The organism is Citrobacter sp. Ce129 (assembly GCF_030334545.1).
Lineage (GTDB): Bacteria > Pseudomonadota > Gammaproteobacteria > Enterobacterales > Enterobacteriaceae > Citrobacter > Citrobacter europaeus.
Map to the genome: position 1 here is coordinate 182,209 of NZ_JAOWDS010000057.1, position 23,595 is coordinate 205,803.

Annotated in this window: 17 protein-coding genes, 1 tRNA gene and 1 other RNA gene; 5 read left to right on the forward strand and 14 right to left on the reverse strand. The window is 51.1% G+C overall.

All coding sequences use genetic code 11. The features are described 5' to 3' along the window. Nucleotides 1-55 precede the first annotated feature (55 nt). On the reverse strand, nucleotides 56-823 hold the full coding sequence (gene pdeH / locus OGV77_RS07725) for a cyclic-guanylate-specific phosphodiesterase (protein WP_043018659.1): 768 nt from the start codon (nucleotides 821-823) through the stop codon (nucleotides 56-58). A 230-nt stretch (nucleotides 824-1,053) separates the two neighbouring features. On the opposite strand from pdeH, the gene kdgK reads away from it, so the two are divergent. Further along, entirely contained in the window at nucleotides 1,054-1,983 is a 930-nt protein-coding gene (gene kdgK / locus OGV77_RS07730; RefSeq protein ID WP_087050775.1) for a 2-dehydro-3-deoxygluconokinase, read from the forward strand. A 49-nt stretch (nucleotides 1,984-2,032) separates the two neighbouring features. Here kdgK and OGV77_RS07735 read toward each other — a convergent pair whose 3' ends face one another. The 4 genes from OGV77_RS07735 to OGV77_RS07750 form a co-directional block, all read right to left on the reverse strand. Next, entirely contained in the window at nucleotides 2,033-3,526 is a 1,494-nt protein-coding gene (locus OGV77_RS07735; RefSeq protein WP_043018661.1) for a M16 family metallopeptidase, read from the reverse strand. Between the two features lie 222 nt (nucleotides 3,527-3,748). Next, nucleotides 3,749-5,035, reverse strand: a complete 1,287-nt coding sequence (gene dctA, locus OGV77_RS07740) for a C4-dicarboxylate transporter DctC (RefSeq protein ID WP_003827429.1) — start codon at nucleotides 5,033-5,035, stop codon at nucleotides 3,749-3,751. 157 nt (nucleotides 5,036-5,192) lie between these two features. Continuing rightward, nucleotides 5,193-7,199 (reverse strand): biofilm formation regulator HmsP, encoded by a 2,007-nt coding sequence (gene hmsP, locus OGV77_RS07745; protein ID WP_286502643.1) that lies wholly within the window; start codon nucleotides 7,197-7,199, stop codon nucleotides 5,193-5,195. Nucleotides 7,200-7,424: 225 nt separating this feature from the next. After that, on the reverse strand, nucleotides 7,425-7,532 hold the full coding sequence (locus OGV77_RS07750) for a type I toxin-antitoxin system toxin Ldr family protein (RefSeq protein ID WP_043018663.1): 108 nt from the start codon (nucleotides 7,530-7,532) through the stop codon (nucleotides 7,425-7,427). Nucleotides 7,533-7,958: 426 nt separating this feature from the next. Here OGV77_RS07750 and megL point away from each other — a divergent pair, with 426 nt between their 5' ends. Continuing rightward, the gene (gene megL, locus OGV77_RS07755; protein WP_080625979.1) at nucleotides 7,959-9,155 is read left to right on the forward strand and encodes a methionine gamma-lyase; all 1,197 of its coding nucleotides are present in this window, start codon (nucleotides 7,959-7,961) and stop codon (nucleotides 9,153-9,155) included. Nucleotides 9,156-9,272: 117 nt separating this feature from the next. Then, on the forward strand, nucleotides 9,273-10,571 hold the full coding sequence (locus OGV77_RS07760) for an aromatic amino acid transport family protein (RefSeq protein ID WP_043018665.1): 1,299 nt from the start codon (nucleotides 9,273-9,275) through the stop codon (nucleotides 10,569-10,571). Between the two features lie 35 nt (nucleotides 10,572-10,606). On the opposite strand, the gene OGV77_RS07765 is transcribed toward OGV77_RS07760, so the two are convergent. The 6 genes from OGV77_RS07765 to dppA all read right to left on the reverse strand — a co-directional run bounded on the left by OGV77_RS07765 (nucleotide 10,607) and on the right by dppA (nucleotide 17,686). Further along, on the reverse strand, nucleotides 10,607-11,809 hold the full coding sequence (locus tag OGV77_RS07765; protein ID WP_087050773.1) for a sigma-54 interaction domain-containing protein: 1,203 nt from the start codon (nucleotides 11,807-11,809) through the stop codon (nucleotides 10,607-10,609). Nucleotides 11,810-11,985: 176 nt separating this feature from the next. After that, entirely contained in the window at nucleotides 11,986-12,990 is a 1,005-nt protein-coding gene (gene dppF, locus OGV77_RS07770; protein ID WP_087050772.1) for a dipeptide ABC transporter ATP-binding subunit DppF, read from the reverse strand. Further along, the gene (dppD, locus tag OGV77_RS07775; RefSeq protein WP_005133837.1) at nucleotides 12,987-13,970 is read right to left on the reverse strand and encodes a dipeptide ABC transporter ATP-binding protein; all 984 of its coding nucleotides are present in this window, start codon (nucleotides 13,968-13,970) and stop codon (nucleotides 12,987-12,989) included. Before dppD ends, dppF begins: the two co-directional genes overlap by 4 nt. Before the next feature lie 10 nt (nucleotides 13,971-13,980). Then, on the reverse strand, nucleotides 13,981-14,883 hold the full coding sequence (gene dppC / locus OGV77_RS07780; protein ID WP_016154902.1) for a dipeptide ABC transporter permease DppC: 903 nt from the start codon (nucleotides 14,881-14,883) through the stop codon (nucleotides 13,981-13,983). A gap of 9 nt (nucleotides 14,884-14,892) precedes the next feature. Then, complete coding sequence (gene dppB, locus OGV77_RS07785; protein WP_003837733.1) at nucleotides 14,893-15,912, reverse strand: dipeptide ABC transporter permease DppB; 1,020 nt, start codon at nucleotides 15,910-15,912, stop codon at nucleotides 14,893-14,895. Nucleotides 15,913-16,078: 166 nt separating this feature from the next. Continuing rightward, nucleotides 16,079-17,686 (reverse strand): dipeptide ABC transporter periplasmic-binding protein DppA, encoded by a 1,608-nt coding sequence (dppA, locus tag OGV77_RS07790; protein ID WP_043018669.1) that lies wholly within the window; start codon nucleotides 17,684-17,686, stop codon nucleotides 16,079-16,081. A 714-nt stretch (nucleotides 17,687-18,400) separates the two neighbouring features. Here dppA and OGV77_RS07795 point away from each other — a divergent pair. Both OGV77_RS07795 and OGV77_RS07800 read left to right on the forward strand, forming a co-directional pair. Then, the gene (locus OGV77_RS07795) at nucleotides 18,401-19,762 is read left to right on the forward strand and encodes a hypothetical protein (RefSeq protein ID WP_286502644.1); all 1,362 of its coding nucleotides are present in this window, start codon (nucleotides 18,401-18,403) and stop codon (nucleotides 19,760-19,762) included. Between the two features lie 324 nt (nucleotides 19,763-20,086). Then, on the forward strand, nucleotides 20,087-21,286 hold the full coding sequence (locus OGV77_RS07800; RefSeq protein ID WP_087050770.1) for a hypothetical protein: 1,200 nt from the start codon (nucleotides 20,087-20,089) through the stop codon (nucleotides 21,284-21,286). A gap of 208 nt (nucleotides 21,287-21,494) precedes the next feature. On the opposite strand, the gene OGV77_RS07805 is transcribed toward OGV77_RS07800, so the two are convergent. The 3 genes from OGV77_RS07805 to eptB form a co-directional block, all read right to left on the reverse strand. After that, nucleotides 21,495-21,627, reverse strand: a non-coding RNA gene (locus OGV77_RS07805) — RtT sRNA. Between the two features lie 34 nt (nucleotides 21,628-21,661). Continuing rightward, nucleotides 21,662-21,738: transfer RNA gene (locus OGV77_RS07810), tRNA-Pro, on the reverse strand. Nucleotides 21,739-21,829: 91 nt separating this feature from the next. Next, entirely contained in the window at nucleotides 21,830-23,524 is a 1,695-nt protein-coding gene (gene eptB, locus OGV77_RS07815; RefSeq protein ID WP_087050769.1) for a kdo(2)-lipid A phosphoethanolamine 7''-transferase, read from the reverse strand. Nucleotides 23,525-23,595 lie beyond the last annotated feature (71 nt).

Here is a 23,595-nt window from a genome sequence, read left to right on the forward strand (position 1 = left end):
CTTGCCTGTCCTAAAGATAGTCCAGTAGAAGAAAAGGAGGCGCTCTACATCCTCATCAAAGGGACAGAATAACGTCTTCGAGGGTATCCAGGGGCACTGGACGAGAGAGAAAATAGCCTTGGGCCGCGAAAGCCGGTGAGTTTTGCACATCACGCCACTCTTCCAGCGTTTCGACGCCTTCAACAATTACGCCGCGGCAATAGCGGTTCATCAGCTGTAACAGTAGCGTGAAGAGATTGCGGCCTTCCGGCGTCTGGCGCAGCATGACAAACAGATCCCGCGCCACTTTGATATAGTCGTAACTCACTTCGCTCAGGGCCGAGAAGTTCGCCATACCGGTACCGAAATCATCCAGCCAGAGCGGGCCAAATTCGCACATTGAGGCGAACGACGAGCCCTTCGGCAAACGGATATGCTCCACCAGTTCAAAGCGCAGCCACGGCAGGCATTCGATGATTTTCAGGATTTCGGGATCCTGGCGCATGGCAATAAGCGTTGGCCCGTCGACATTCACTGATGCCAGCAGATTATTAACCCGGAAAAACGCTGCTTTTTGTTCAAGCTGTAAAAGCTGCTCTTTCACCACATCGACACGATGTCGGACGGCTACTTCGGCAAAATAGCGGTCTGGCGCGATGCGTTGGGAGGGGTTTTCAGGATGGCTCACGACGGTCAGCAGCTCAACGGCCATCAGCCGACCATTGGTCTGGTAAATCGGCTGGTAGGTGTAAGCACGCTCGCACTGCAGCCAATAGCGTCTCTCCTGCAAGCTTTCAATACTCGCATCGGGCGTAATTAGCTGCTGGGTAACCTGCTTTATCATCTGAGATGTCCTGTAAATAAGAGTGTGACTGACCGGACTCGTCAAAGGTTATCGGCGCTCAGGCGCAGAACTTTACGTTCAGCCGTACGCAAAATAGAAACTAAGCGGCAAAAAACGACGCAGAACACGTGCTGGCTCAAAAAAATAATGGAACGATGTTTTAATATAGTTGACCACTTAACACCCACAGCGCACACTAACGCTAATTTTTTTCAGAGCAGGTTACGACTATGTCCAGAAAGATTGCCGTGATTGGCGAATGCATGATTGAGCTGTCACAGAAAGGCGCTGACGTTCAGCGCGGATTCGGTGGCGACACGTTGAATACATCCGTTTATATCGCCCGTCAGGTCGATGCTGCGGCACTTTCCGTACACTATGTGACTGCACTGGGTACCGACAGTTTTAGCCAACAAATGCTGGAATCCTGGCAGGGCGAAAACGTCGATACCTCATTAACTCAGCGCATGGAAAACCGCCTGCCGGGCCTCTATTACATTGAGACCGATAGCACCGGCGAGCGCACCTTCTATTACTGGCGTAATGAAGCCGCCGCAAAATTCTGGCTGGAGAGCGAACAGTCCACCGCGATTTGCGAAGAGCTGGCGACATTTGACTATCTGTATCTGAGCGGAATCAGCCTGGCGATTTTAAGCCCGGCAAGTCGTGACAAGCTGCTGTCATTGCTGCGTGAATGCCGTGCCAACGGTGGAAAAGTCATTTTTGACAATAACTACCGTCCACGCCTGTGGAGCAGTAAAGAAGAGACCCAGCAGGTGTATCAGGAGATGCTGCAATGCACCAATATTGCGTTCCTGACGCTGGACGATGAAGACGCGCTGTGGGGTGAAAAACCCGTTGCCGAGGTGATTGCCCGTACTCACGCTGCTGGCGTTCAGGAAGTGGTTGTGAAGCGCGGCGCAGACTCTTGCCTGGTTTCCATTGCAGGCGAAGAACTGATCGACGTTCCGGCCGTAAAACTACCGAAAGAGAAGGTGATCGATACCACCGCTGCGGGAGACTCCTTCAGCGCCGGGTATCTGGCGGTACGTCTGACCGGTGGCGATGCCGCTGATGCCGCAAAACGCGGCCATCTGACGGCAAGCACCGTCATTCAGCATCGTGGGGCGATTATCCCCCGCGACGCCATGCCGCAATAACGTGTTGTTCTTGTAGGCCGGGGGCGCTTAGCTTGCCCGGCCTACAGGTCTACTGTACCGGCGGGATGTCCGACACTTCAGGATGTGATTCATCCGTCTCAACCGAGGTTGCCGCTGCGGTAACCGGCGCCATAATGCTATCCCACGTCGCCTGCAGATCCTTCATATTGAATTCAGGCTCACCCTTTGGCTGCAGCAGGATTAACGCCATGTCTTGCGACAGTTGCTGACGCAGGTCCTGATTCAGCATCTCAACGCTCAGGCTGTTCAGGAAGCTCTGGCGTAAACGCTGATACTGTTCAGGCGCAATATCCACCACCTGATTTTGCAGTGAGCGCAAACGCTGGCTGATCAAAATATCGGTATCGGTGCGACCATAGGTGGCAAACAGCTTCTGCAGTTCCAGATTCTTTTGCGCCACCAGCGCATTAAACTCTTCTTCCGGCAGCCCCTTATCACGCACTTTGGCCAGCTCACGCGCAACCGTACCGAGGTTCGCATTCAGCTTACCGTTCGGTGATTCAACGTTGATGGCGCACTGCGCGCGCAGGAACAGCACCCGACAGTCGAATCCAAGGCCAATATCTTTGGCATTGTTTTTGGTGAGCTCCTGCTGAATGTGCCAGAACAACGCTTCGCGAGCTAAATCAGCGCGCCAGTAACGTAGCAGTGCGGCAGATTCACGGATCGGCTGCCACGGCGTATCCCACATAATAGACAGACGATCCTGACGTACCGCATCAGTCATGATGCTCACAGCCTCTGCACGCAGCGGAGAGAGCGTCGGTACCGGCGCCGGGGTTTCGCGTTTACCTTTTAATTCGCCAAAGGTTTTGTTGATTTGCTCAGCCACGCTGCGCGCATCTACGTTACCGACGATAATCAGCGTCATCGCATCCGGGGTATACCATTTCTGGTAGAAGGACTGGATTTTCGTCGCATCGACAGGCGTTTTCAGCGGATCGGCTGGATCATGACCCAGCAGCGTCGATCCCTTCAGACGATAGCGCCACCATCCCTCTTTGGTATCTGACGGCCAGGTTGCCACCATGTCTTCACTACTCAGCGCATGATTGACCGTTTCAGGGGTAATGCTCAAATTGCCGGAAATATTGGCCAGATATGAAAGCGACTCTTTCAGCAAATCGTTACGGCTGTTAGGCAGACTGAGGTTATACAGCGTGGAATCATAGGAAACGATAACGGGCGGCATGGGACGTTTGGGATCGAACCCCTGCTGCCAAAGTGAACGGGCTTGCGTGGCGTCGAGGCCGCCGCTTTGCGTCAGCGCGATACGCGGGATCGCATGGCTGAAACCACTCTGTTGCGTACTTTCGGTGAGTGAACCGGTATTAACCAGCAGGCGAACCTCAATACGGTCGCTGGGGCGCTGGGGAGTGGCCAAGACTTGCCACTGTAAACCATTTGCCAGCGTACCCTGTTGCCACGCCGGGTCAGGCTGGAGCGCATCTGCCTGCACATAGCCGGCAGTGGCCATCATCAGCAAGCCGCCCGCTAAAAGTCGAATTTTTGTGCCCTGCATGTGAACCCCTGATCAACTATCCTGGAAATAAAAAGACAGCCCGTGAAAGGACTCTCTGAATATGACGTTAAAAACACTTCGTGTTAGACCGCAAGAACATAAAAATGTCACGGAGGAAGTGAAAAAATCCCGACGCCGCCGAATCGGCAGTTTCAGGCACAGGGGGTAATTATGCGCAAACACCCGCAGTCCTGGAAGGGACTACGGGCATAAGTGACGAGATTAAGAGGATAAATCGTGCGTTTTGCCATCCGGCGCACGGTTATTCAACGTATCATCCAGCTTTTTGGTGTCCAATTCTTTCACCCATTTAGCCACAACGACAGTTGCAACACCGTTACCAATCAGGTTGGTCAGCGCACGGGCTTCTGACATGAAGCGGTCAATACCGAGAATCAGCGCCAGACCTGCAACCGGCAAATGCCCCACCGCAGAGATAGTCGCGGCCAGAACAATAAAGCCACTCCCGGTCACACCCGCAGCACCTTTTGAGGAGAGCAGGAGTACTACCAACAGGGTTATCTGATGGAAGATATCCATATGGCTGTTGGTGGCCTGTGCGATAAACACCGCCGCCATCGTCAGATAGATTGATGTCCCATCAAGGTTAAACGAGTAGCCCGTGGGTATAACCAATCCGACAACCGACTTCCGGCAGCCCAGTTTTTCCATCTTATCGAGCATGCGCGGTAGCGCGGACTCGGAAGAGGAAGTCCCCAGAACGATCAGCAGTTCTTCACGGATATAGCGGATGAATTTAAAGATACTGAAGCCAGTTGCGCGCGCAATTGAGCCCAGCACCAGCACCACGAACAAAATACAGGTGATGTAGAAGCAGATGATCAACTGACCCAGTTGGACCAGCGTCCCGACGCCATATTTACCGATGGTAAAGGCCATGGCACCGAAAGCACCGATCGGTGCCAGGCGCATGATCATATTGATGATGCCGAAAATAACCTGTGAGAAACTTTCAATCACGTTGAAAATCATCTGGCCTTTGCTACCCAGACGATGCAGCGCAAAACCAAACATTACTGCAAACAGCAATACCTGCAGGATGTTACCGCTGGCAAACGCGCCAATGACGCTCGCCGGGATAATATCCATCAGGAAACCTACGATCCCCTGGTCTTTTGCCTGCTCTGCATACATTGCAACCGCTTTGGCATCCAGCGTCGCCGGATCGACGTTCATCCCGGCACCGGGTTGCACCACGTTGACGATGATAAGGCCGATGATCAGCGCAATCGTACTGACAATTTCAAAATAAAGCAGTGCAACCGCACCGGTGCGGCCTACGGCTTTCATACTTTCCATGCCTGCAATGCCGGTAACGACAGTACAGAAGATGACAGGTGCGATGACCATTTTGATGAGCTTAACGAAAGCATCACCAAGCGGCTTCATTTGTGCGCCTAATTCAGGATAGAAATGGCCAAGGAGAATACCTATGGCAATTGCTGTCAGGACCTGAAAGTAAAGGCTTTTGAATATAGAGGTTTTCATAGGGTGTCCTTAAAGTAAAAACCACAGGTCTTGTAAGGTTTTGTTTAACCTGCGGCCTTAAAGTAACACCCACTCAACATGACAGAAATGCACCTGGATCATAATTGATACAGAAATGTTAAAAATTTTGAGCTGGCTCGCACAAGCGAGACCTTTTTTAACTTTTGTAATCAGCGTTTTCCGGCGTCAGATAACGTTCTTCGAAGATATTTGCCGGGACCGGCCTTGCAAACAGGAACCCTTGCGCCACTTCAACTCCGGCTTGTGATAACCATTCGCGTTGCGCTTCGGTTTCGACGCCTTCGGCGATCATCTGCAAATTAAGGCTATGAGCCAGCTGAATAATGGCGGAGATCATGCTGCAATCTTCAGGAACGCCATCGACAAACATCTTATCGATTTTAAGTACATCTACCGGTAACGACTTCATATGCTGCAGCTGTCGCAGACCGGCATACCCCATGCCAAAATCGTCCAGTGCGATACGCACGCCTGCGTTGCGCAGCGGGCGTAAAATAGCCACAGCGGCATTAGGATCATCAATATGCCGGCTTTCGGTCACTTCCAGAATCAACGTCCCTGGCTTGATGCGATAGCGATTTAACAATTCCAGCAGATCCGACACCATACTCGGGTGCATCAGCTGTAGCGCAGACAGGTTCACCGACAGAGGCAGCATCAGACCGCGTTCCTGCCAGGCTGACAGCTGGCGGCATGTCTCTTCCAGCACCCAGTAACCGACCGTTACCATCAGACCACAGGACTCAATCCTGTCGATTAACCCTTCTGGCAGCTCCCAACTTCCGTCCGGCTGCTGCATTCGCAATAATGCTTCTGCGCTCAATACCTTTCCGCTGGACATCTCCACCTGCGGCTGCATCCAGAGCGCAAACTGACGGTTATCCAGCGCGGTAAGAATATCGTTCTCTTCCGTCAAACGCTGCTGCGCCTCTTCCATTTGCAACGGATCAAAGAACTGAATCTGGTTTTTACCCTTGTGGCGCGACGTTAACACGGCCGAGAGCGCCCGGCGGTATAGCTGTTCTGCGGTCAAATCGCCATTAAACATCGCCACCCCAATGTTGCAGGCAGGACGGAGTTGAATACTCTGAATCGGTAATCGCTCATTAACGATAGTAAGTACTTGCTGACCTAGTGTAATCGCGTGCCAGGGCTCTTTTACGCCATGTGCGAGGATGGCAAAGTCATAGCCGCTCACCTGGGTAAGCACCATTCTGGGGGCCAATACTGACTTCAGCTTTTCCACCAGCGTAAGCAACAGGATTTCCCGCTGGGTCTCGGATAACACACCCGCGGTATCACGCAGGGTTTCGCAGGTGACAATCATCAGCGCCGTCGTCTGCTGGCGGGTAACAACCTGCTCCAGCAGTTCCATCAGAAACGACTTGTTGGGCAGTTCGGAAACCGGGAACCGCATTGAATTGTCGCTTTGTTCTTCACTGTGGCGCTGAATCAGCTGCTGATTGAGGTTGTAGCTACGCACCAGCAGGCCAATCTCATCATCCTGATGCAGACGCGGCAGCGTCAGCTGATAGCCAATCAGATTCTGTTGGGGAATATCGTTTAACTCACGAGCTATTTTACGTAATGGATGCAAAATCAATCGGTTAATACACCATGAGATGGCTATTGTGAGGATTAACGATAGAAGTAAGTAAATGGTCACTAACGTTGAGAGCGTACTCATCACGAACTTATACATGCGGTAAGAATCCGCCTGCAGCACCAGATACGCCAGCGGTTGCGGGTTCGCAGAACGCTCAAGAGAATAGACCGGTAGCGAGATTTGTACCGGAAGCTCAAACAGACGGGTCACCGTAACCGGAACCGGACGCTCAGGGATAAAGCTCATGCGCAACGCCTGAAACTGATTGGGCAGCACCACATCGGCACGACTGACCACGCCTGCAGGCCGAATACTTCGTAAAATGGCTTCCGCTTCGGGAATATCCCCTTTCAGGATTGTGCCCGACAGAGGCTCACGGACGGAGCGAGCGATACTTTCCAGTTGCGTAGCCGTGTTATAGCGGTTCTGCTGGACCAAATGGAACAACAAAACGGTGCAAAAAATAAACACAAACACCATGACAACGGCCGCAACCATTGCCATCTGCTTAATTGTTAACGAGCGACTGACACGCAAACTGACTCTCCACGGATAGACGAAACTGCCGTCAGAGTATACCCGATCGTAGCGGTATTAAGAGAGGCGGTATCTGAAAACTTCCCAGCATGCATTATCGCGACAGGATAGGCACCTGACGACGAGATTTATCTGCATTTAAGCCGAAAAAGGCCGCAAGGTCGCCCCTGCGGCCTGGTTCGGGCGCATGTTGCCATCGCGGCAGACAGACGCCCACAAAGCGCATTACTTCCTGTTACGCAGCCAGCTCACAATCAGGCTGGCAATAATGCCAGCGATGACTGGAGCCGCTAAATCGTGCCAGAAGGCCACGCCTAACTGTGCGAGCGTCATATAGCCGCCTGTGTTGCAATGGCAACTGTTCGCGGCTATCCTTAACTTGTCTGGAGTCAAGTTAGCCCCCGTTTTGTTGCCAGGTTTATACCGAACAACGTGCGGGGGTTTTCTCTTTCCAGCAACCGATGCCGCCGGGGATCAAGCCCCCGCAACATTGCGCCTCACCGGGAATTCCCAGCTTGCCGCTGATTCTACGGTAGCCCACTTGCCATATCACTGCGCAATATTCCGCTCTGCGTAGCGCCTCGCATTTCACCCTTTTTTCTCGCCAGTACGCTGGAAAGATTCTTGCCAGTTGGCAACATTCCTGCCGACTATCAATCCAGGAAAACACATAACCAATTGATATCTATTAATTCAATTTCTGGCACAGCGATTGCTATTTGACTGTGAGCTGTTCTGTTCCGAATTAAAGGAGATATCATGTCTGACTGTCGTACTTACGGATTCAACACCCAGATCGTTCACGCGGGGCAACAACCCGACCCTTCAACTGGCGCGCTCAGTACGCCTATTTTCCAGACTTCAACGTTTGTTTTTGACAGCGCCGAACAAGGTGCCGCCCGCTTTGCGCTCGAAGAGTCCGGGTACATTTACACCCGCCTGGGTAACCCCACCACCGATGCGCTGGAGAAAAAGCTGGCGGTACTGGAAAGAGGTGAAGCCGGGCTGGCAACCGCGTCCGGTATTTCTGCCATCACCACAACGCTGCTGACGTTATGCCAGCAGGGCGACCATATTGTTTCCGCCAGCGCGATTTACGGCTGTACCCACGCGTTTTTGTCGCACAGCATGCCGAAGTTTGGCATTAACGTCAGCTTTGTCGATGCGGCTAAGCCTGAAGAAATTCGCGCCGCCATGAGTCCGGAAACCAAAGTGGTGTATATCGAAACACCCGCTAACCCGACGCTCTCATTGGTTGATATTGAAACGGTGGCCGGCATTGCCCATCAGCAAGGCGCATTGCTGGTGGTGGATAACACCTTTATGTCGCCCTACTGTCAGCAGCCTTTGCAACTGGGCGCAGACATCGTGGTGCACAGCGTCACTAAATACATCAACGGCCACGGGGACGTGATTGGCGGCATTATCGTCGGCAAGCAGGAGTTTATCGACCAGGCTCGGTTTGTTGGGCTGAAAGATATCACCGGCGGCTGCATGAGTCCGTTCAACGCCTGGTTGACGCTGCGCGGCGTTAAAACGCTGGGTATTCGTATGGAGCGCCACTGTGAAAACGCGTTGAAAATCGCCCGCTTCCTCGAAGGGCATCCGTCCATTACCCGGGTCTATTATCCTGGCCTGTCTTCGCATCCGCAGTATGAGCTGGGTCAGCGGCAGATGAGCTTGCCAGGAGGAATCATCAGCTTCGAAATCGCTGGCGGCCTCGAGGCTGGCAGACGGATGATCAATTCTGTAGAATTGTGCCTCCTCGCGGTCAGTCTCGGTGATACCGAAACCCTCATTCAGCACCCAGCGTCTATGACACATTCGCCCGTTGCGCCAGAGGAACGGCTTAAAGCAGGTATTACCGACGGGCTTATCCGTCTTTCTGTGGGTCTTGAAGATCCAGAAGATATTATTAACGACCTTGAACACGCCATCAGAAAGGCAACATTCTGACCATTATGACCTGAACCGACGCAGATCGGTTCAGGTTGTTGAGAATCAAGGCACAACAGTCTGGCAATACGCGCAATCCTGTTTCGGGGGGAGCGCGTATTTTGGGCAGGGGGTTCTATGCAGGACAACACACTACAACTAAGCAACAATACAGCAACCGCCGTACCATTCTCAAAGAAAATACCATTCACGAAATACGATTTTGGCTGGGTATTACTGTGCATCGGCATGGCAATTGGCGCCGGAACGGTACTGATGCCGGTACAAATAGGTTTAACAGGCATTTGGGTATTCATTGTCGCCTTTATTATTGCCTATCCGGCAACCTATATTGTGCAGGATATTTATTTAAAAACATTATCAGAAAGTGAAACCTGTAATGACTATACTGATATTATTAGTCATTATCTGGGCAAGAACTGGGGCGTATTTCTTGGCGTCATCTATTTTCTGATGATTATTCACGGCATATTTATCTATTCCTTATCCGTGGTTTTTGACAGTGCCTCATATATCAAAACTTTCGGCTTGACCGAGGCCGATCTCTCACAGTCGATAATCTACAAAGTGGCCATTTTTGCCGTGCTGGTCGCCATTGCTTCCGGGGGAGAAAAACTGCTGTTCAAAATCTCCGGTCCGATGGTGGTAGTCAAAGTGGGTATCATCATCGTGTTTGGTTTTGCGATGGTTCCGCACTGGAACTTCGCTAATATCAGCGCATTCCCTGAAGCATCGGTCTTCTTTCGCGACGTGCTGCTGACCATCCCGTTCTGCTTCTTCTCAGCGGTGTTTATTCAGGTGTTGAACCCAATGAACATCGCCTACCGCAAACGGGTGGCGGATCGGGTGCTGGCCACGCGTATGGCAATCCGTACGCATCGGATCAGTTACATTACGCTGATTGCGGTCATTCTGTTTTTCTCTTTCTCTTTTACCTTTTCTATTAGCCATGAAGAGGCCGTTTCGGCCTTTGAACAAAATATTTCCGCACTGGCGCTGGCGGCGCAGGTCATTCCAGGGCAAATTATTCATATCACCTCCACGGTGCTGAATATCTTCGCCGTATTAACCGCATTCTTTGGTATTTATCTGGGGTTCCACGAGGCGATTAAAGGTATTATTCTTAACGTTCTGAGTCGCGTTATTGACGTCGAGAAAATTAATCCCCTGGTGCTTACACTAGGTATTTGCACCTTTATTGTTATCACCCTGGTCATTTGGGTATCATTTCGCGTCTCGGTACTGGTGTTCTTCCAGTTGGGTAGCCCACTGTACGGGATTGTGTCGTGTATTATTCCGTTTTTCCTGATCTATAAAGTAACGCAACTGGAAAAACTGCGCGGGCTGAAAACCTGGCTCATCCTGCTGTACGGGATCCTGCTGTGCCTGTCGCCATTATTGAAGCTGATTGAATAATCCACGTATACTGCGCCGTCAGCCACTGGCGGCGCTTAATCCACACCCTCCAGTTGATAGCTGCGAATTTTATTCAGTACCGTGGTATGTGATACCCCCAGCGCTTTGGCAATATGCCGCGACGACACATTCTCTTCCACCATCTGTTCAATAAGCTGACGTTCAGCACACAAAACCTGTTCTTTAAAAGGACGTTCTGTCGGTGCCTGCTCAACGGCGGGCAAATTCACCATCCCTAATTCTTCCCGCGTAATAACATCGGATTCCGCCATCAGCATCAGGCGAATAATGGTATTTTCCAGTTCACGCACGTTTCCCGGCCAGTTGTGATGATGCAGGGCATCAAAGCAGGCTTTATCCAGAATGATCCGCCGCTGGAATTCCTTCGCGTATTTCTGCACAAAGTGGCGAATCAGCAGGCTGATATCCTGTGGGCGCTCCCGCAAAGGCGGAATAGTCAGTGAAAGCACGTTGATGCGGTAATAGAGATCCGCGCGCAGCAGACGTTGTTCCACCCTCTCTTCCAGATTGGCGTTGGTGGCCACAATAATGCGCACATTGACCGGAATAATTTGCGCCCCGCCAACGCGACGGATCCCGCCATCCTGAAGAACACGCAGTAATTTAGCCTGTAAACTCAGCGGCATTTCACCAAATTCATCGAGAAAAAGGGTGCCTTTATCGGCCATTTCAAACAGCCCTTTTTTGCCTTTACCGTCTGCGCCGCTAAAGGCCCCTTTCTCGTAGCCAAAGAATTCACTCTCCATCAGCGACTCAGGTAGCGCAGAGCAGTTGACCGGAATAAACGGATAAAAACGCCGCTGCCCGGAATTATGGATAGCCCGGGCTAACAGCTCTTTGCCGGTACCCGTATCACCGCGGATCAGAACAGTGTATTTGCTGTCGGCAATTTTTATCGCCTTTTCGATAAGCGAGTGCATGCTCTGGCTGCTGCAAATAATGTCAGAGAAATAGCGCGGGCGTTCCGGCTCAGACATCGACAGCTCGCTTATCTCTTCGCACAGGTAAGCGACGTTAATAATATCGGCGCGCTGGCTTAAACAGGATTGCACGCAGGAAATATCCTGTAACTGGCGGCACCAGGATTTAATCAGGATCCGTCCAGGCGTGACTTTCATCGAGATGATATTGATATCGCAGCAGGAAAATTCCTTCAGGACATCCTCAACCATCGACAGACGATCAATTGTTTTAATATCCCAGCGTATCGTGACCACATTTGCTCCTGATAGTTAGCAACTGCGAAACAGATATTTCTGTGACAAGAGAAAATCTGACTACATTTTAGACGCTATGGAATAATGTTCTGCCAGAGGACTCACATTGTGGGCGTAAAAACAAAATATAAAAAAACCGGAGCACAAGGCTCCGGTTATTGGGTCATAACCCACGTTTATCGCTGCGGGTTTTCATCCTGGTCAACGGCGAAACAGGCGACCAGTTGACCGCCGTAATCTTTCAACTGCGGCTGAAGCTGGGTACACGGACCAAAGCGACGACGGCAGCGCGCGTTGAACGCACAGCCCGGCGGCGGATTCAGCGGGCTTGGCAGCTCACCGGTCAGCTTGATACGCTCACGACGATCGTCAGGGTTCAGGCGCGGCGTTGCGGAAAGCAGCGCCTGCGTGTACGGATGACGCGGATTATTGAAGATCTGATCCTTCGTTCCTTTTTCCACACAGCGGCCTAAGTACATCACCATCACTTCATCGGCAATGTGCTCAACTACCGACAGGTCGTGGGAGATGAAGACGTATGACAACCCCAGTTCCTGCTGCAAGTCCATCATCAGGTTTAGCACCTGCGCACGAACGGAAACGTCCAGCGCCGAGACCGGTTCGTCGGCAATCACCACGTCCGGGTCAAGCATCAGCCCGCGAGCGATGGCAATACGCTGACGCTGACCGCCGGAGAACATGTGCGGATAGCGATCGTAGTGCTCAGTTTTCAGCCCCACTTTCGCCATCATCGCCAGCGCCTTTTCACGACGCTGCTCTTTGCTCAGCGCGGAGTTGATTAGCAGCGGCTCTTCCAGAATCTGCCCGACTTTTTTACGCGGGTTCAGGGAACCGTACGGGTTCTGGAACACAATCTGGATTTTCTGCCGACGCAGCTTCTGAGCCTGCGGGTCGTGCTTAAGCAGATCCTGCCCCTGGTAATACAGCTCACCGCCGGTCGGAACTTCAATCATTGTCAGCAGGCGGCCAAGGGTGGATTTCCCGCAGCCCGACTCGCCGACCACCGCCAATGTTTTACCGCGTTCTAAGGTAAAGGAGACACCGTCCAGCGCTTTCACCAGGCGTTCCGGGGCGAACATGCCCTTTTTCACCGGGTAGTGTTTTTTCAGGTCAATTGCCTGCAACAGCGGCTGTGGCAAAGCGGCCTTTTGCGTACTCATAGCCCAGGCCTCCCGGCATCATCAAGTGGGTAGTGGCATTTCGACTGACGACCGCCTTCCAGCAGGTTCAGTTCAGGTTCTTCAGCGCGGCATTTGTCGGTCGCATAGGGGCAGCGCGGATTCAGCAAACAGCCGTTCGGACGGTCATATTTACCGGGAACCACGCCCGGCAACGAAGCCAGACGCGCTTTATCCTGAGCAAACTCCGGCAACGCGCGCAGCAACGCCTGGGTATACGGGTGACGCGGCGCGCGGAAAATATCCTGCGCGGCCCCGGTTTCCACAACCTGCCCGGCGTACATCACGATAATTTTGTGCGCTGCTTCGGCCACTAGCGCCAGATCGTGCGTAATCAAGACCAGCGCCATGTTCTCTTTTTGCTGCAACTCCAGCAGCAGCTCGATGATTTGCGCCTGAATAGTCACATCCAGCGCCGTGGTCGGTTCGTCGGCAATCAGCAGCTTTGGACGACAGGCTATCGCCATCGCGATCATGACGCGCTGGCTCATCCCACCGGACAACTGGTGCGGATATACATCCAGACGCGAGGCCGGATCGGGGATCCCCACCAGCGTCAGCAGGTCAATCGCCCGCTGAATACGCGTTTTTTTGTTGCCGCCCTGGTGCACCTTGATGGCTTCCATAATCTGGTAACCAACGGTATAGCACGGGTTAAGGCTGGTCATCGGGTCCTGGAAGATCATCGCGACTTCCGCGCCCACTAACTGGCGACGCTCTTTCTCAGAGATGCGCTTCAGGTCGCGACCATTAAATTCCAGATTTTCGGCCATTACCCGGCCTGGGTAGTCAATCAATCCCATAATCGCCAGCGAGCTGACGGACTTACCAGAGCCTGACTCCCCAACAATGCCAACCACTTCACCCTGGTTCACACTGTAGCTAATGCGGTCTACGGCGCGGAATTCGGAACCGACATCGCCGAAATGCACCGATAATTTATCTACATTTAATAACGCCATCTCGAACCTCTTACTGCTTCAGTTTGGGATCGAGCGCGTCACGCAGACCGTCACCCATCAGGTTAAATGCCAGCACCGTCAGCAGGATTGCCAGCCCCGGGAAGGTCACGACCCACCAGGCGCTTTGCGCAAACTGCAACACGTCAGAGAGCATGGTGCCCCATTCCGGCGTAGGCGGCTGTGCGCCCATCCCCAGGAAGCCGAGAGCAGCCATATCGAGAATGGCGTTAGAGAAGCCCAGCGACGCCTGAACAATCAGCGGCGCAAGACAGTTAGGAAGAATATTGACGAACATCTGGCGCATCGCACCGGCTCCCGCCACGCGGGATGCGGTGACGTAGTCGCGGTTAACTTCCACCAGCACGGCGGCGCGCGTCAGACGTACATAGTGCGGCAATGCCACGAACGTCAGCGCCAGCGCGGCGTTGCCAATCGAGGGGCCAAACACCGCCACCAGCACCAGCGCCAGTAACAGGCTCGGCAACGCCAGCATGATATCGACCACACGCATAATGACGTTATCGACAATCCCGCCAAAGTAGCCGGCGATAAGCCCGAGAATCACGCCCATCAGCAGGGAGAGCACCACCACCAGACAGCCGACCAGCAGCGACAGACGCGCACCGTACATCAGGCGGGACAGCACATCGCGGCCCACATCATCAGTACCAAACAGATGCGCCATGGTACCGCCTTCCTGCCACGCAGGAGGAGCCAGCAGCGTATCGCGGAACTGTTCTGCCGGATTGTACGGCGCAAGGACGTTGGCAAAGACCGCAATCAGGATCATCACCACAACGTACACCAGCCCAACAACCGCACCTTTGTTGCGTTTAAAATAGTGCCAGAACTCCTGCAGCGGAGTCATTGGCACCGGTGCAGCAATAACTTTATTTTCAGTAACCTGTGACATGATGGCCCCTTACTTCTTATGCCGAATACGCGGGTTCACCACGCCGTACAGCAGGTCTACCAGCAGGTTGACGAGAATAATCATCGTCGCGACCAGCAGCACTCCGCCCTGCACCACCGGATAATCACGGCGTTGCAGCGCATCGATCAGCCAGCGCCCCAGCCCCGGCCAGGAGAAGATAGTTTCGGTCAGGATCGCCCCAGCCAGCAGCGTACCGACCTGCAGGCCGATTACGGTTACCACGGGCAGCATCGCGTTACGCAGAGCGTGAATGATGATGACGCGCATACGGGTCAGGCCTTTGGCGCGCGCGGTGCGAATGTAATCCTCGCCCAGCACTTCCAGCATCGATGAACGGGTCATACGCACAATGACCGCCAGAGGAATGGTACCCAGCACCATCGCCGGCAGAACCATATGCGCCAACGCATCAATAAAGTTGCCCTCTTCCCCCCAGATGGCGGTGTCTATCAGCATAAAACCGGTCAGGGGATTGGAGTCATCAAGGAACACCATGTCGCTCACCCGACCGGAAACCGGCGTCAGGTTCCACTGCACGGAAACCAGCATGATCAGCATCATGCCCCACCAGAAGATCGGCATGGAGTAACCGGTCAGCGCCAGGCCAACGGCGGTGTGATCGAAAATAGAGCCGCGCTTCACGGCAGCAAGTACGCCCACCGGAATACCCACCGCGACGGCGAAAATCATCGCGCAAACGCCGAGTTCCAGCGTTGCTTTAAAGCGAGGTACGAACTCTTCCCATACCGGTAAGCGGCTTTTCAGCGAGATACCTAAGTCACCATGCATAACCCCCCAGATATAGTGGAGGTACTGCTGCCACATCGGTTTATCCAGACCGAGTTCAGCCAACAGTTGAGCATGACGCTCAGGGGAGATTCCACGTTCACCCGCCATGATCATTACCGGATCGCCGGGGATCATATGGACGAAGGCAAAAGTGAGAAGAGTGATACCGATAAACGTGGGGATGACGAGTCCCAAACGTCGGAGAATGAACTGCAACATAACCCGGATTCTCTCTAATGACGCACGGCCTGGAACCGTGAGTCTGTATTGCTCACAAATCTTATCCCACGCAAACTGCATCGCGGGTAAAGCATTACGCCGGATGGCGCTGCGCTTATCCGGCCTACACAATACCGGGGCGCAGCGCTTCCTTAATTGCTTTTAATTATTCGACAGAAACGTTTTCGAAGTGGTGTTTGCCCAATGGATCAACCACATAGCCTTTCACTTCTTTACGCACTGGTTCGTACACGGTGGAGTGAGCAACAATCAGAGCCGGAGCCTGATCGTGCATAACTACCTGCGCTTGCTTGTACAGTTCAATACGTTTGTTGTGATCGTCAGTCGCACGCGCCGGCTGAATCAGGTCTTCAAACGGCTTGTAGCACCAGCGAGAGTAGTTGGAACCGTCTTTCGCTGCCGCACAGCTGAACAGGGTGGCGAAGAAGTTGTCCGGATCCCCATTGTCACCGGTCCAGCCCATCATCACCGCCTGATGCTCGCCCGCTTTGGCGCGTTTCAGATACTCGCCCCACTCGTAGGTCACAATTTTGGCCTGAACGCCAATTTTCGCCCAGTCGGCCTGAACCATCTCCGCCATACGGCGAGCGTTCGGGTTGTACGGACGCTGTACCGGCATCGCCCACAGCTCAACGGTAAAGCCTTTATCCTGACCGGCTTCCTTCAGCAGCGCTTTGGCTTTCTCAGGGTCGTAGGTGTAGTCTTTAACATCGTCGTTATAGCCCCACATGGTCGGCGGGATCAGGTTCTTCGCGGCGACGCCAGCGCCCTGATAAACAGCTTTAATGATGGCTTCTTTGTTCACCGCGTAGGTCAACGCCTGACGGACTTTCACGTCATCAAACGGTTTCTTCTCGGTGTTGAAAGAGAGGTAGCCAACGTTCAGACCGGCCTGCTCCATCAGGTTGATGTTTTTATCCTGCTTCATGCGCGCGATGTCTGCCGGGTTCGGGTACGGCATCACCTGGCACTCGTTCTTCTGCAGCTTGGCGTAACGCACGGAAGCGTCAGGCGTAATGGAGAAGACCAGACGGTCGATCTGCGGCTTGGTGCCCCAGTAACCTTCGAATGCTTTATACAGAATACGGGAGTCTTTCTGGTACTGCTGCAGCTGGAATGGACCGGTACCGATAGGGTTCAGATCCACTTTCTCCGGGGAACCGGCTTTCAGCATGTTATCCGCATATTCTTTGGAAAGAATAGAAGCGAAGTCCATCGCCAGGTCAGCCAGGAACGGTGCTTCCGGGCGAGTCAGGACGAACTGAACGGTTTTATCGTCCACTTTTTTCACTTCGGCGATCAGATCTGGCAGACCCATCCCTTCGAAGTATTCATAGCTGCCGCCGGACACTTTGTGGTACGGATTCTGGGCATTTTTCTGACGATCGAAAGAGAACACCACGTCATCGGCGTTTAAATCGCGCGTCGGTTTGAAATCTTTGTTGTCTTGCCACTTCACGCCCTGGCGCAGGTGGAAGGTATAGGTTTTACCGTCTTCGCTGATTTCCCACTTCTCAGCAAGGCCCGGGATGACTTCAGTTGTACCCGTTTTGAACTCAACCAGGCGGTTATAGATCGGTACGGAGCTGGCATCATAGGTGGTGCCAGAGGTGAAAAGCTGCGGGTTAAAGCCTTCAGGAGATCCTTCTGAACAATAAACCAGAGTTTTAGCCTGTACGCTTGCTGCGACGGTCATGGCCACCAGGCTCAGACCAAGCTTCAGCATCCCTGACTTCTTCAAGGAAATACTCATTCTTCTGCTCCAAATGTGATGTTTGTTGTTTTACCCTTTGCAGTGGGTTTGCACCGCCTGGCCTTTTTTGTTTTTTACCCGGCCGGGTCGGCGTTAAGAGGATGGGGATTCCGTTCACATAAGCGACTGAGTTGCAGTGCGGATTCTCCATGAAATGCCCCTCATGCCCTACAATCTGTCAACAGAATGTGTAAACGTCAATAAGGGAGCCTTGATTTACGCGGAGGATGAGAAATCCCGAACAAAGATAAAAAAAACATTTCTGAAACATTTCCAGCAGGGAAATTTATGCTACGCCCTCTGACTCAGCATAAAAAACCAAACATATTGCAACACTTAGAGTATAAATTTTACGCAGATTATGAAAAATAACTCACATTTTGCTGAATATGTGAGCATGACCTTCTGTGAACGTTAAAACGCACAGGTGAAAATGCTACTTTCAGACATAAGTTCAGACACCTTTCTCAGCGCAAGCTCATACATAAAATCAATAGAAGATGTCACAAAATGGCACGTTATCCTCACTAGCCGACATCATCTCCTCTCGTAAAATCTCACAGCATCATTGAGGGGATGGCGTTCCGCTATAAATATATAAATAAAGCCATTTTTATCTAATGTGATTTCATTCATTGCTGTTACCTCCATTAAATTTGATTCACGGCCAACAACCCGCCGTATCCAAAATTAAATATGAAATGGAGAAATACAATGAGTGACATGATTTTTTATACTGAACCAGATTTCCAGGGAGAAAGCCTGACTGTTGCAAGCCATGACAAAGTTGAAGTATATGCTCTAAAAAAATGGACGTATCGCTCAGTAAGACTTAAAAATAACAAGGCTATGGTTAGCGCATCATATATCGACTTTGATCCTGTCAATCAACAAGAAAATTTCATGAGTGAAGATATCCGTGATTTAGCGGACACTATTCATGTGAAGGACTCTTTGTCATCAGTCACGGTTTTTAACCTAAACAGTGATGATATCATTGTCAGTATGGATCCGCACTGTGACATGCGAGGGTTTAAAACAAACATTGATAGTGAAGCAAAACAACCGCCTCTGTTCGATTCGTATTGCTATGAAAACTACAGTGCAGATACTATTTCAGGCACGCTCGCTATTTTGAACCCGGTGACGTTACTATCCTCATCTGTATATCTGACCTGTGAATCAGTTTCAATTTACTCAGTCGGCAGCATTGGTGCAGGTTATGGAACAGCAACGACTGCGACGATTACGTACTCTCCAGAAACAAAAGACGTTGTCGTGACACCCGCGGCCAAACAAGTCTCTGTTACCGTAGAAAAAGTGGATGAGAATCACTTCCTCGCTCATTTTACCTATGACTGCGGGATCTACGATCATTGTATAATGCATCCTGAGGAGGATTATCGTAGTTATAATGCAATTACTCCTGAAGATCAGTTTTCTAACGTCAGAAATGAAAGCGGCGCCTGGAACTATAAATCCATGGAGATTATTTCAGATTCTAATTATAAAACATCGTGGCTTTGGACAGATTACCCTGCAGGCGGCGATGGATATGATATGAGCCAATATCGCAGTTTTACAACATCAACTTCCTTACCTCGATTCAATAATATTTTTGACAGCGGTAGCTCAAATCAAGTGTCATTGGCGTATTGCGCAGGCGGAATCCCGGTGTTATTACGACTGGCAAATACAGATGCTTCCGCAAACTGGAAAGATTTTGTCATTGAAAGCTACTTTAACACCAAAATATTCACTATCCATTACCCCATTGAATATCATACTTTCTGTGCTAATAACCCAGATGCTGCACAACCCGGTATGGTATGCGTGGTAAATGAGAACAATAATCTTCAGGATTTTAATACCTGCATACTTCGGTATGGCTCTCTGAGTACTGATGGTGCGACCGTCACTTGGGCAGGAGAAACAACGCTTAACATTGAATATGCTTCCACTGATACTCTGACCCTGTCGCTGGGTAGTGATGCTCCTGAAGACTGGGTGATTACAGCCGTAACACGCGGTGACGACTGCTGGTACGTTGATCTGAGCGGCTCTGTTCCTGCCTGACAGGCAATAATCTCCTTTTATAAGACGACAAAAGCCTCATTGATTCTCTGATGAGGCTTTTTTATGCTTTCAAACTTATCTTAAGTTCGCATTATAAGGGGCAAGACCTGAGTGAAAATTGGCGCGTTGGCCTCAACAGCCGACATCACCATCTCCCATTAAATCACACAGCATCATAGATGCCAGCTGCATTTTTCTATCAAAATTATAAATAAACCGATTTTTATCTGATGTGATTTCATTTAACCCTGCCTTCTCCATTAAATTTGATTCACGGCTAACAACCAGCCGCATCCACAATTAAATATGAAATGGAGAAATATAATGAGCGATATGATTTTTTATACTGAGACCAATTTTCAGGGCACATCCATTACCCTGCCAGTGCATAAAGTATTAGATGTCTTTGAGTATGGTATCTGGGCATTTCGTTCGGTTAAGGTAAACGGGAATAAACTTTTTCTTCAGAGTATTGATGCTGTTCAGGAAAATGAGTCGGTTATTCCTTATCGTTCAGAGCTTTTTATTAATGAGGATGTCAGCGACCTGACAGTACTGACAAATAATATTGAGAACTTATCTGGCGTTTTTGCAATTTCCCTACCTGAAAATGAAATTATTGTCAGCATGGATGTCACTAACAAACTGAATAACTTCAGAACATCTATAGATTCATATGTTTCATCATTACCCCATATTAACACGGATTGTTATTTTAATCATACCCAGCAAAACATCCCTGGCGTTATGGTTTTTTTAAACCCAGAAACGCAGCTTTCTGAGTCTACCTCACTGACTGCCGAGGCTACGACGGCCAAATATCCCGAAGGCTGTCAATCCAGTTACGATAAATTAGCCAGCGTTACCGTCACTTATTTACCTGAATCAGAGACGATTACCCTAACGCCAGATGTCAGTGTATTACACTATACGATTGAAAAATTGAGTGACAACCATTTTATTGTTCACTACGAATACATTGTGGAAAACTACGACCATAGTTTTTTTTACGATCAAGAGGAATATCGCGGTGACATGTCAGTTTTAAGCACTCAGTTCAGCGTGAATTTAAAAGATGATGCAAATAACTGGCTGTACCAATCAGCATCAATTTTTAGTACAGCAAATTCACCGCTGTTTTTTTTCACAACACCTTACCCTACAGATGGCGTAGGTTTTGACTTCAATGAGTTTCGCAACTTGATCACCAATACGGGTGTGGATAATATTCCTGTCGCATTAAACCACACCTCCGCTGCCGTAACCGCAGTTTATACAAGTAATGCCGTGCCGGTCTTTGTGCGCCTGACGAATACAGTAGACGCCGAAAACTGGGAAGGTTTTGTCCTCCAAAGCGAGTTTATTACCGATTTTATCCAGTTCAACCCACGAGATTATACCTCTTTTTGCATGAGCAAACCGGATACCCAGCCTGGCTTGCTGTGCATTGCCCCCTATAGCGCCTCTAAACTTGATTACCATGAATGCAACCTGCGTTATGGTTCGCTGAGTGAGGATGGCTAGACCGTCACCTGGACCGGTGACTGCGGGCTTATCATCGAAAATGCTTCAACCGATGAATTGAACATTTCACTACTGAATGCCCCGGCTGACTGGGAAATCACAGCGGTAACGCGCGGTGATGACGGCTGGTATGTTGATCTGAGCGGTTCAGCCGTTGCCTGATGGCGCTAAAGTAAAAAACCCTGCTCAACGAGCAGGGTTTTGAATTTGGTCGGTGATAGAGGATTACTCGCCACTGCGTGGCTCGCCCTACGGGCCGTTGCTGGCGCAACGTTCTCTCGCTGCGCTCGAGTCGAACCTCTTGCCCCCGGAGGTTCTCATCCTCGTGGATTCCGGAATGCAAAAAGCCCGCTCAAAGAGCGGGCTTTTCTAATTTGGTCGGTGATAGAGGATTCGAACCTCCGACCCCTTCGTCCCGAACGAAGTGCGCTACCAGGCTGCGCCAATCACCGAATGCGGGGCGCATCTTACTGCTCAGCAGCGCGCCCGTCAATCCCTTAGCATCAAAATGCCATTTGATCGGTGAGAAAGTCAGCAGCCCAATTACTGAGCCTTAACCTTCTTCGCGTCCGGAATGCGGCACCAGTTGTTATTCTCGTTAATACCGCCATTTGGCGAGGTATAACCGAGGCAACCCAAAATAGTGTCGTACAGTTCCACATGACGACGCGGCACCTTCATATCAGCTTCTTGCTTCAGATGTGCAAACGCCTTCGCATGGTCTGGGTCTTCCAGATATTTGTCTGACATCCACACCATCATAGGAACGCGGAACTGCTCTGGCGGCGCCATTTTACGCGGCGTACCGTGCAGGTGCTCACGCTCGTTAATCGACTCACCGTGGTCGGCGGCGTAGAACACAATCGCTTTCTTATCGCGCAGTTGATCGAACACTTTGGTAATAAAGTGATCAACATAGGTTACCGAGTTATCAAACGAGTTGATCATCTCGGCCTTCGAGCAGCCGCTATCAACATTGACGCACTCCGGCTTCCACTGCGCATATTCGCGGGTGTAGCGCTGAGTGTAGTTAAAATGCGAGCCTTTGGTGTGCAGAATAATCAGATGCTTGTCACCATCTTCATTATTCTGCAAAGACTGCTGCATCTCGGTAATCAGCAGCATATCGTCAACGTTTTTGCCACGGTTACGCGGCTCAGCGCCAATCTGCTCACGGTAAGCGATGTTCTCCGCCATGGTATTACTGTAGAACCACATCTCGCTTTGCATCGCGTAGAGGTCGGTCTTGAACCCTAACTGGCTGAGCACAGCAAAGACGTTTTGCTCTTTCAGGGTACGCTGCGGGTTTTCTTCCGCCCCGCCCTGACGTACAAACATACAGCGCAGCGAAAGTTTAGTTGCCGTATCGCAGGAATATCCCCGGAATGCGGCCAAATTTTTCTCCTGGGCGAGTCTTGGCGTAGTATTGCGCTCATAGCCAAAAATCCCCATATGATCCCAACGCGTGGTTTCCCCGATAATAAAGACCACATAGGTGTCGTCGAGATTTTTGGGCGCAACGTAGGTGAACTTCTTCGCCGGGTTCATCAGCGATTTGTTGTCTGAAGATTCATCCACCTGTGCCCAGGCGTACAGACCCAGCGCTGAGAGCCAGTTTGACGGCAAATAAGAGTTCGCCACAACCCCGCCATAGCTGGGTAGATCGATCCCCGTTTCACGTTCAACGCTTCTCTGTTGCATGCTCAGCAGGCGAATCGGCGCCCATACCAGCAGGCCAGCTAACAATACTACCCCCACGCTACGCCATCTCATACCCGGTGTACGAATCTGTCTCATCAGGGTATAGCGGCAGCGGTTACTCCAGATCAGCACCAATGGGATAATACTGACCGAAACCAGCCACACGATGAAATGCCAGCCGACGACTTCTTTCGATAAATCAATATCCGTGGTCATAACGGAGGCGATAATGCCGTAGCCAATTACCACGTTCAGGAAGGTCATATAATAACTGGCGCCGGCAGAACACAGCACCACAAAGGTTGCCAGCACACGCCAGGCGCGTCGGCCAAATAACGAGAGAAGTCGGAGTAAAAAGAAGGTCACCAGCACAGTGCCGGCCAATTCAACAACCGCGGAGAGTCCTTTCCAGACGGTAAACTCGTGCGTATATCCACTAAAGCGACGGAAAAATACGGCACAGTTCATAAACAAACCGATATAGATTGCCAGCAAGAAACTGAGTTTCTGCTGCGTCATCGACTTAATGTATCTCATGCAAACAAACCCTGGAAATCGGGATAAAAACACCCTGTGCAGCGATCAATCAGACCGGACAGAGGAAAAAT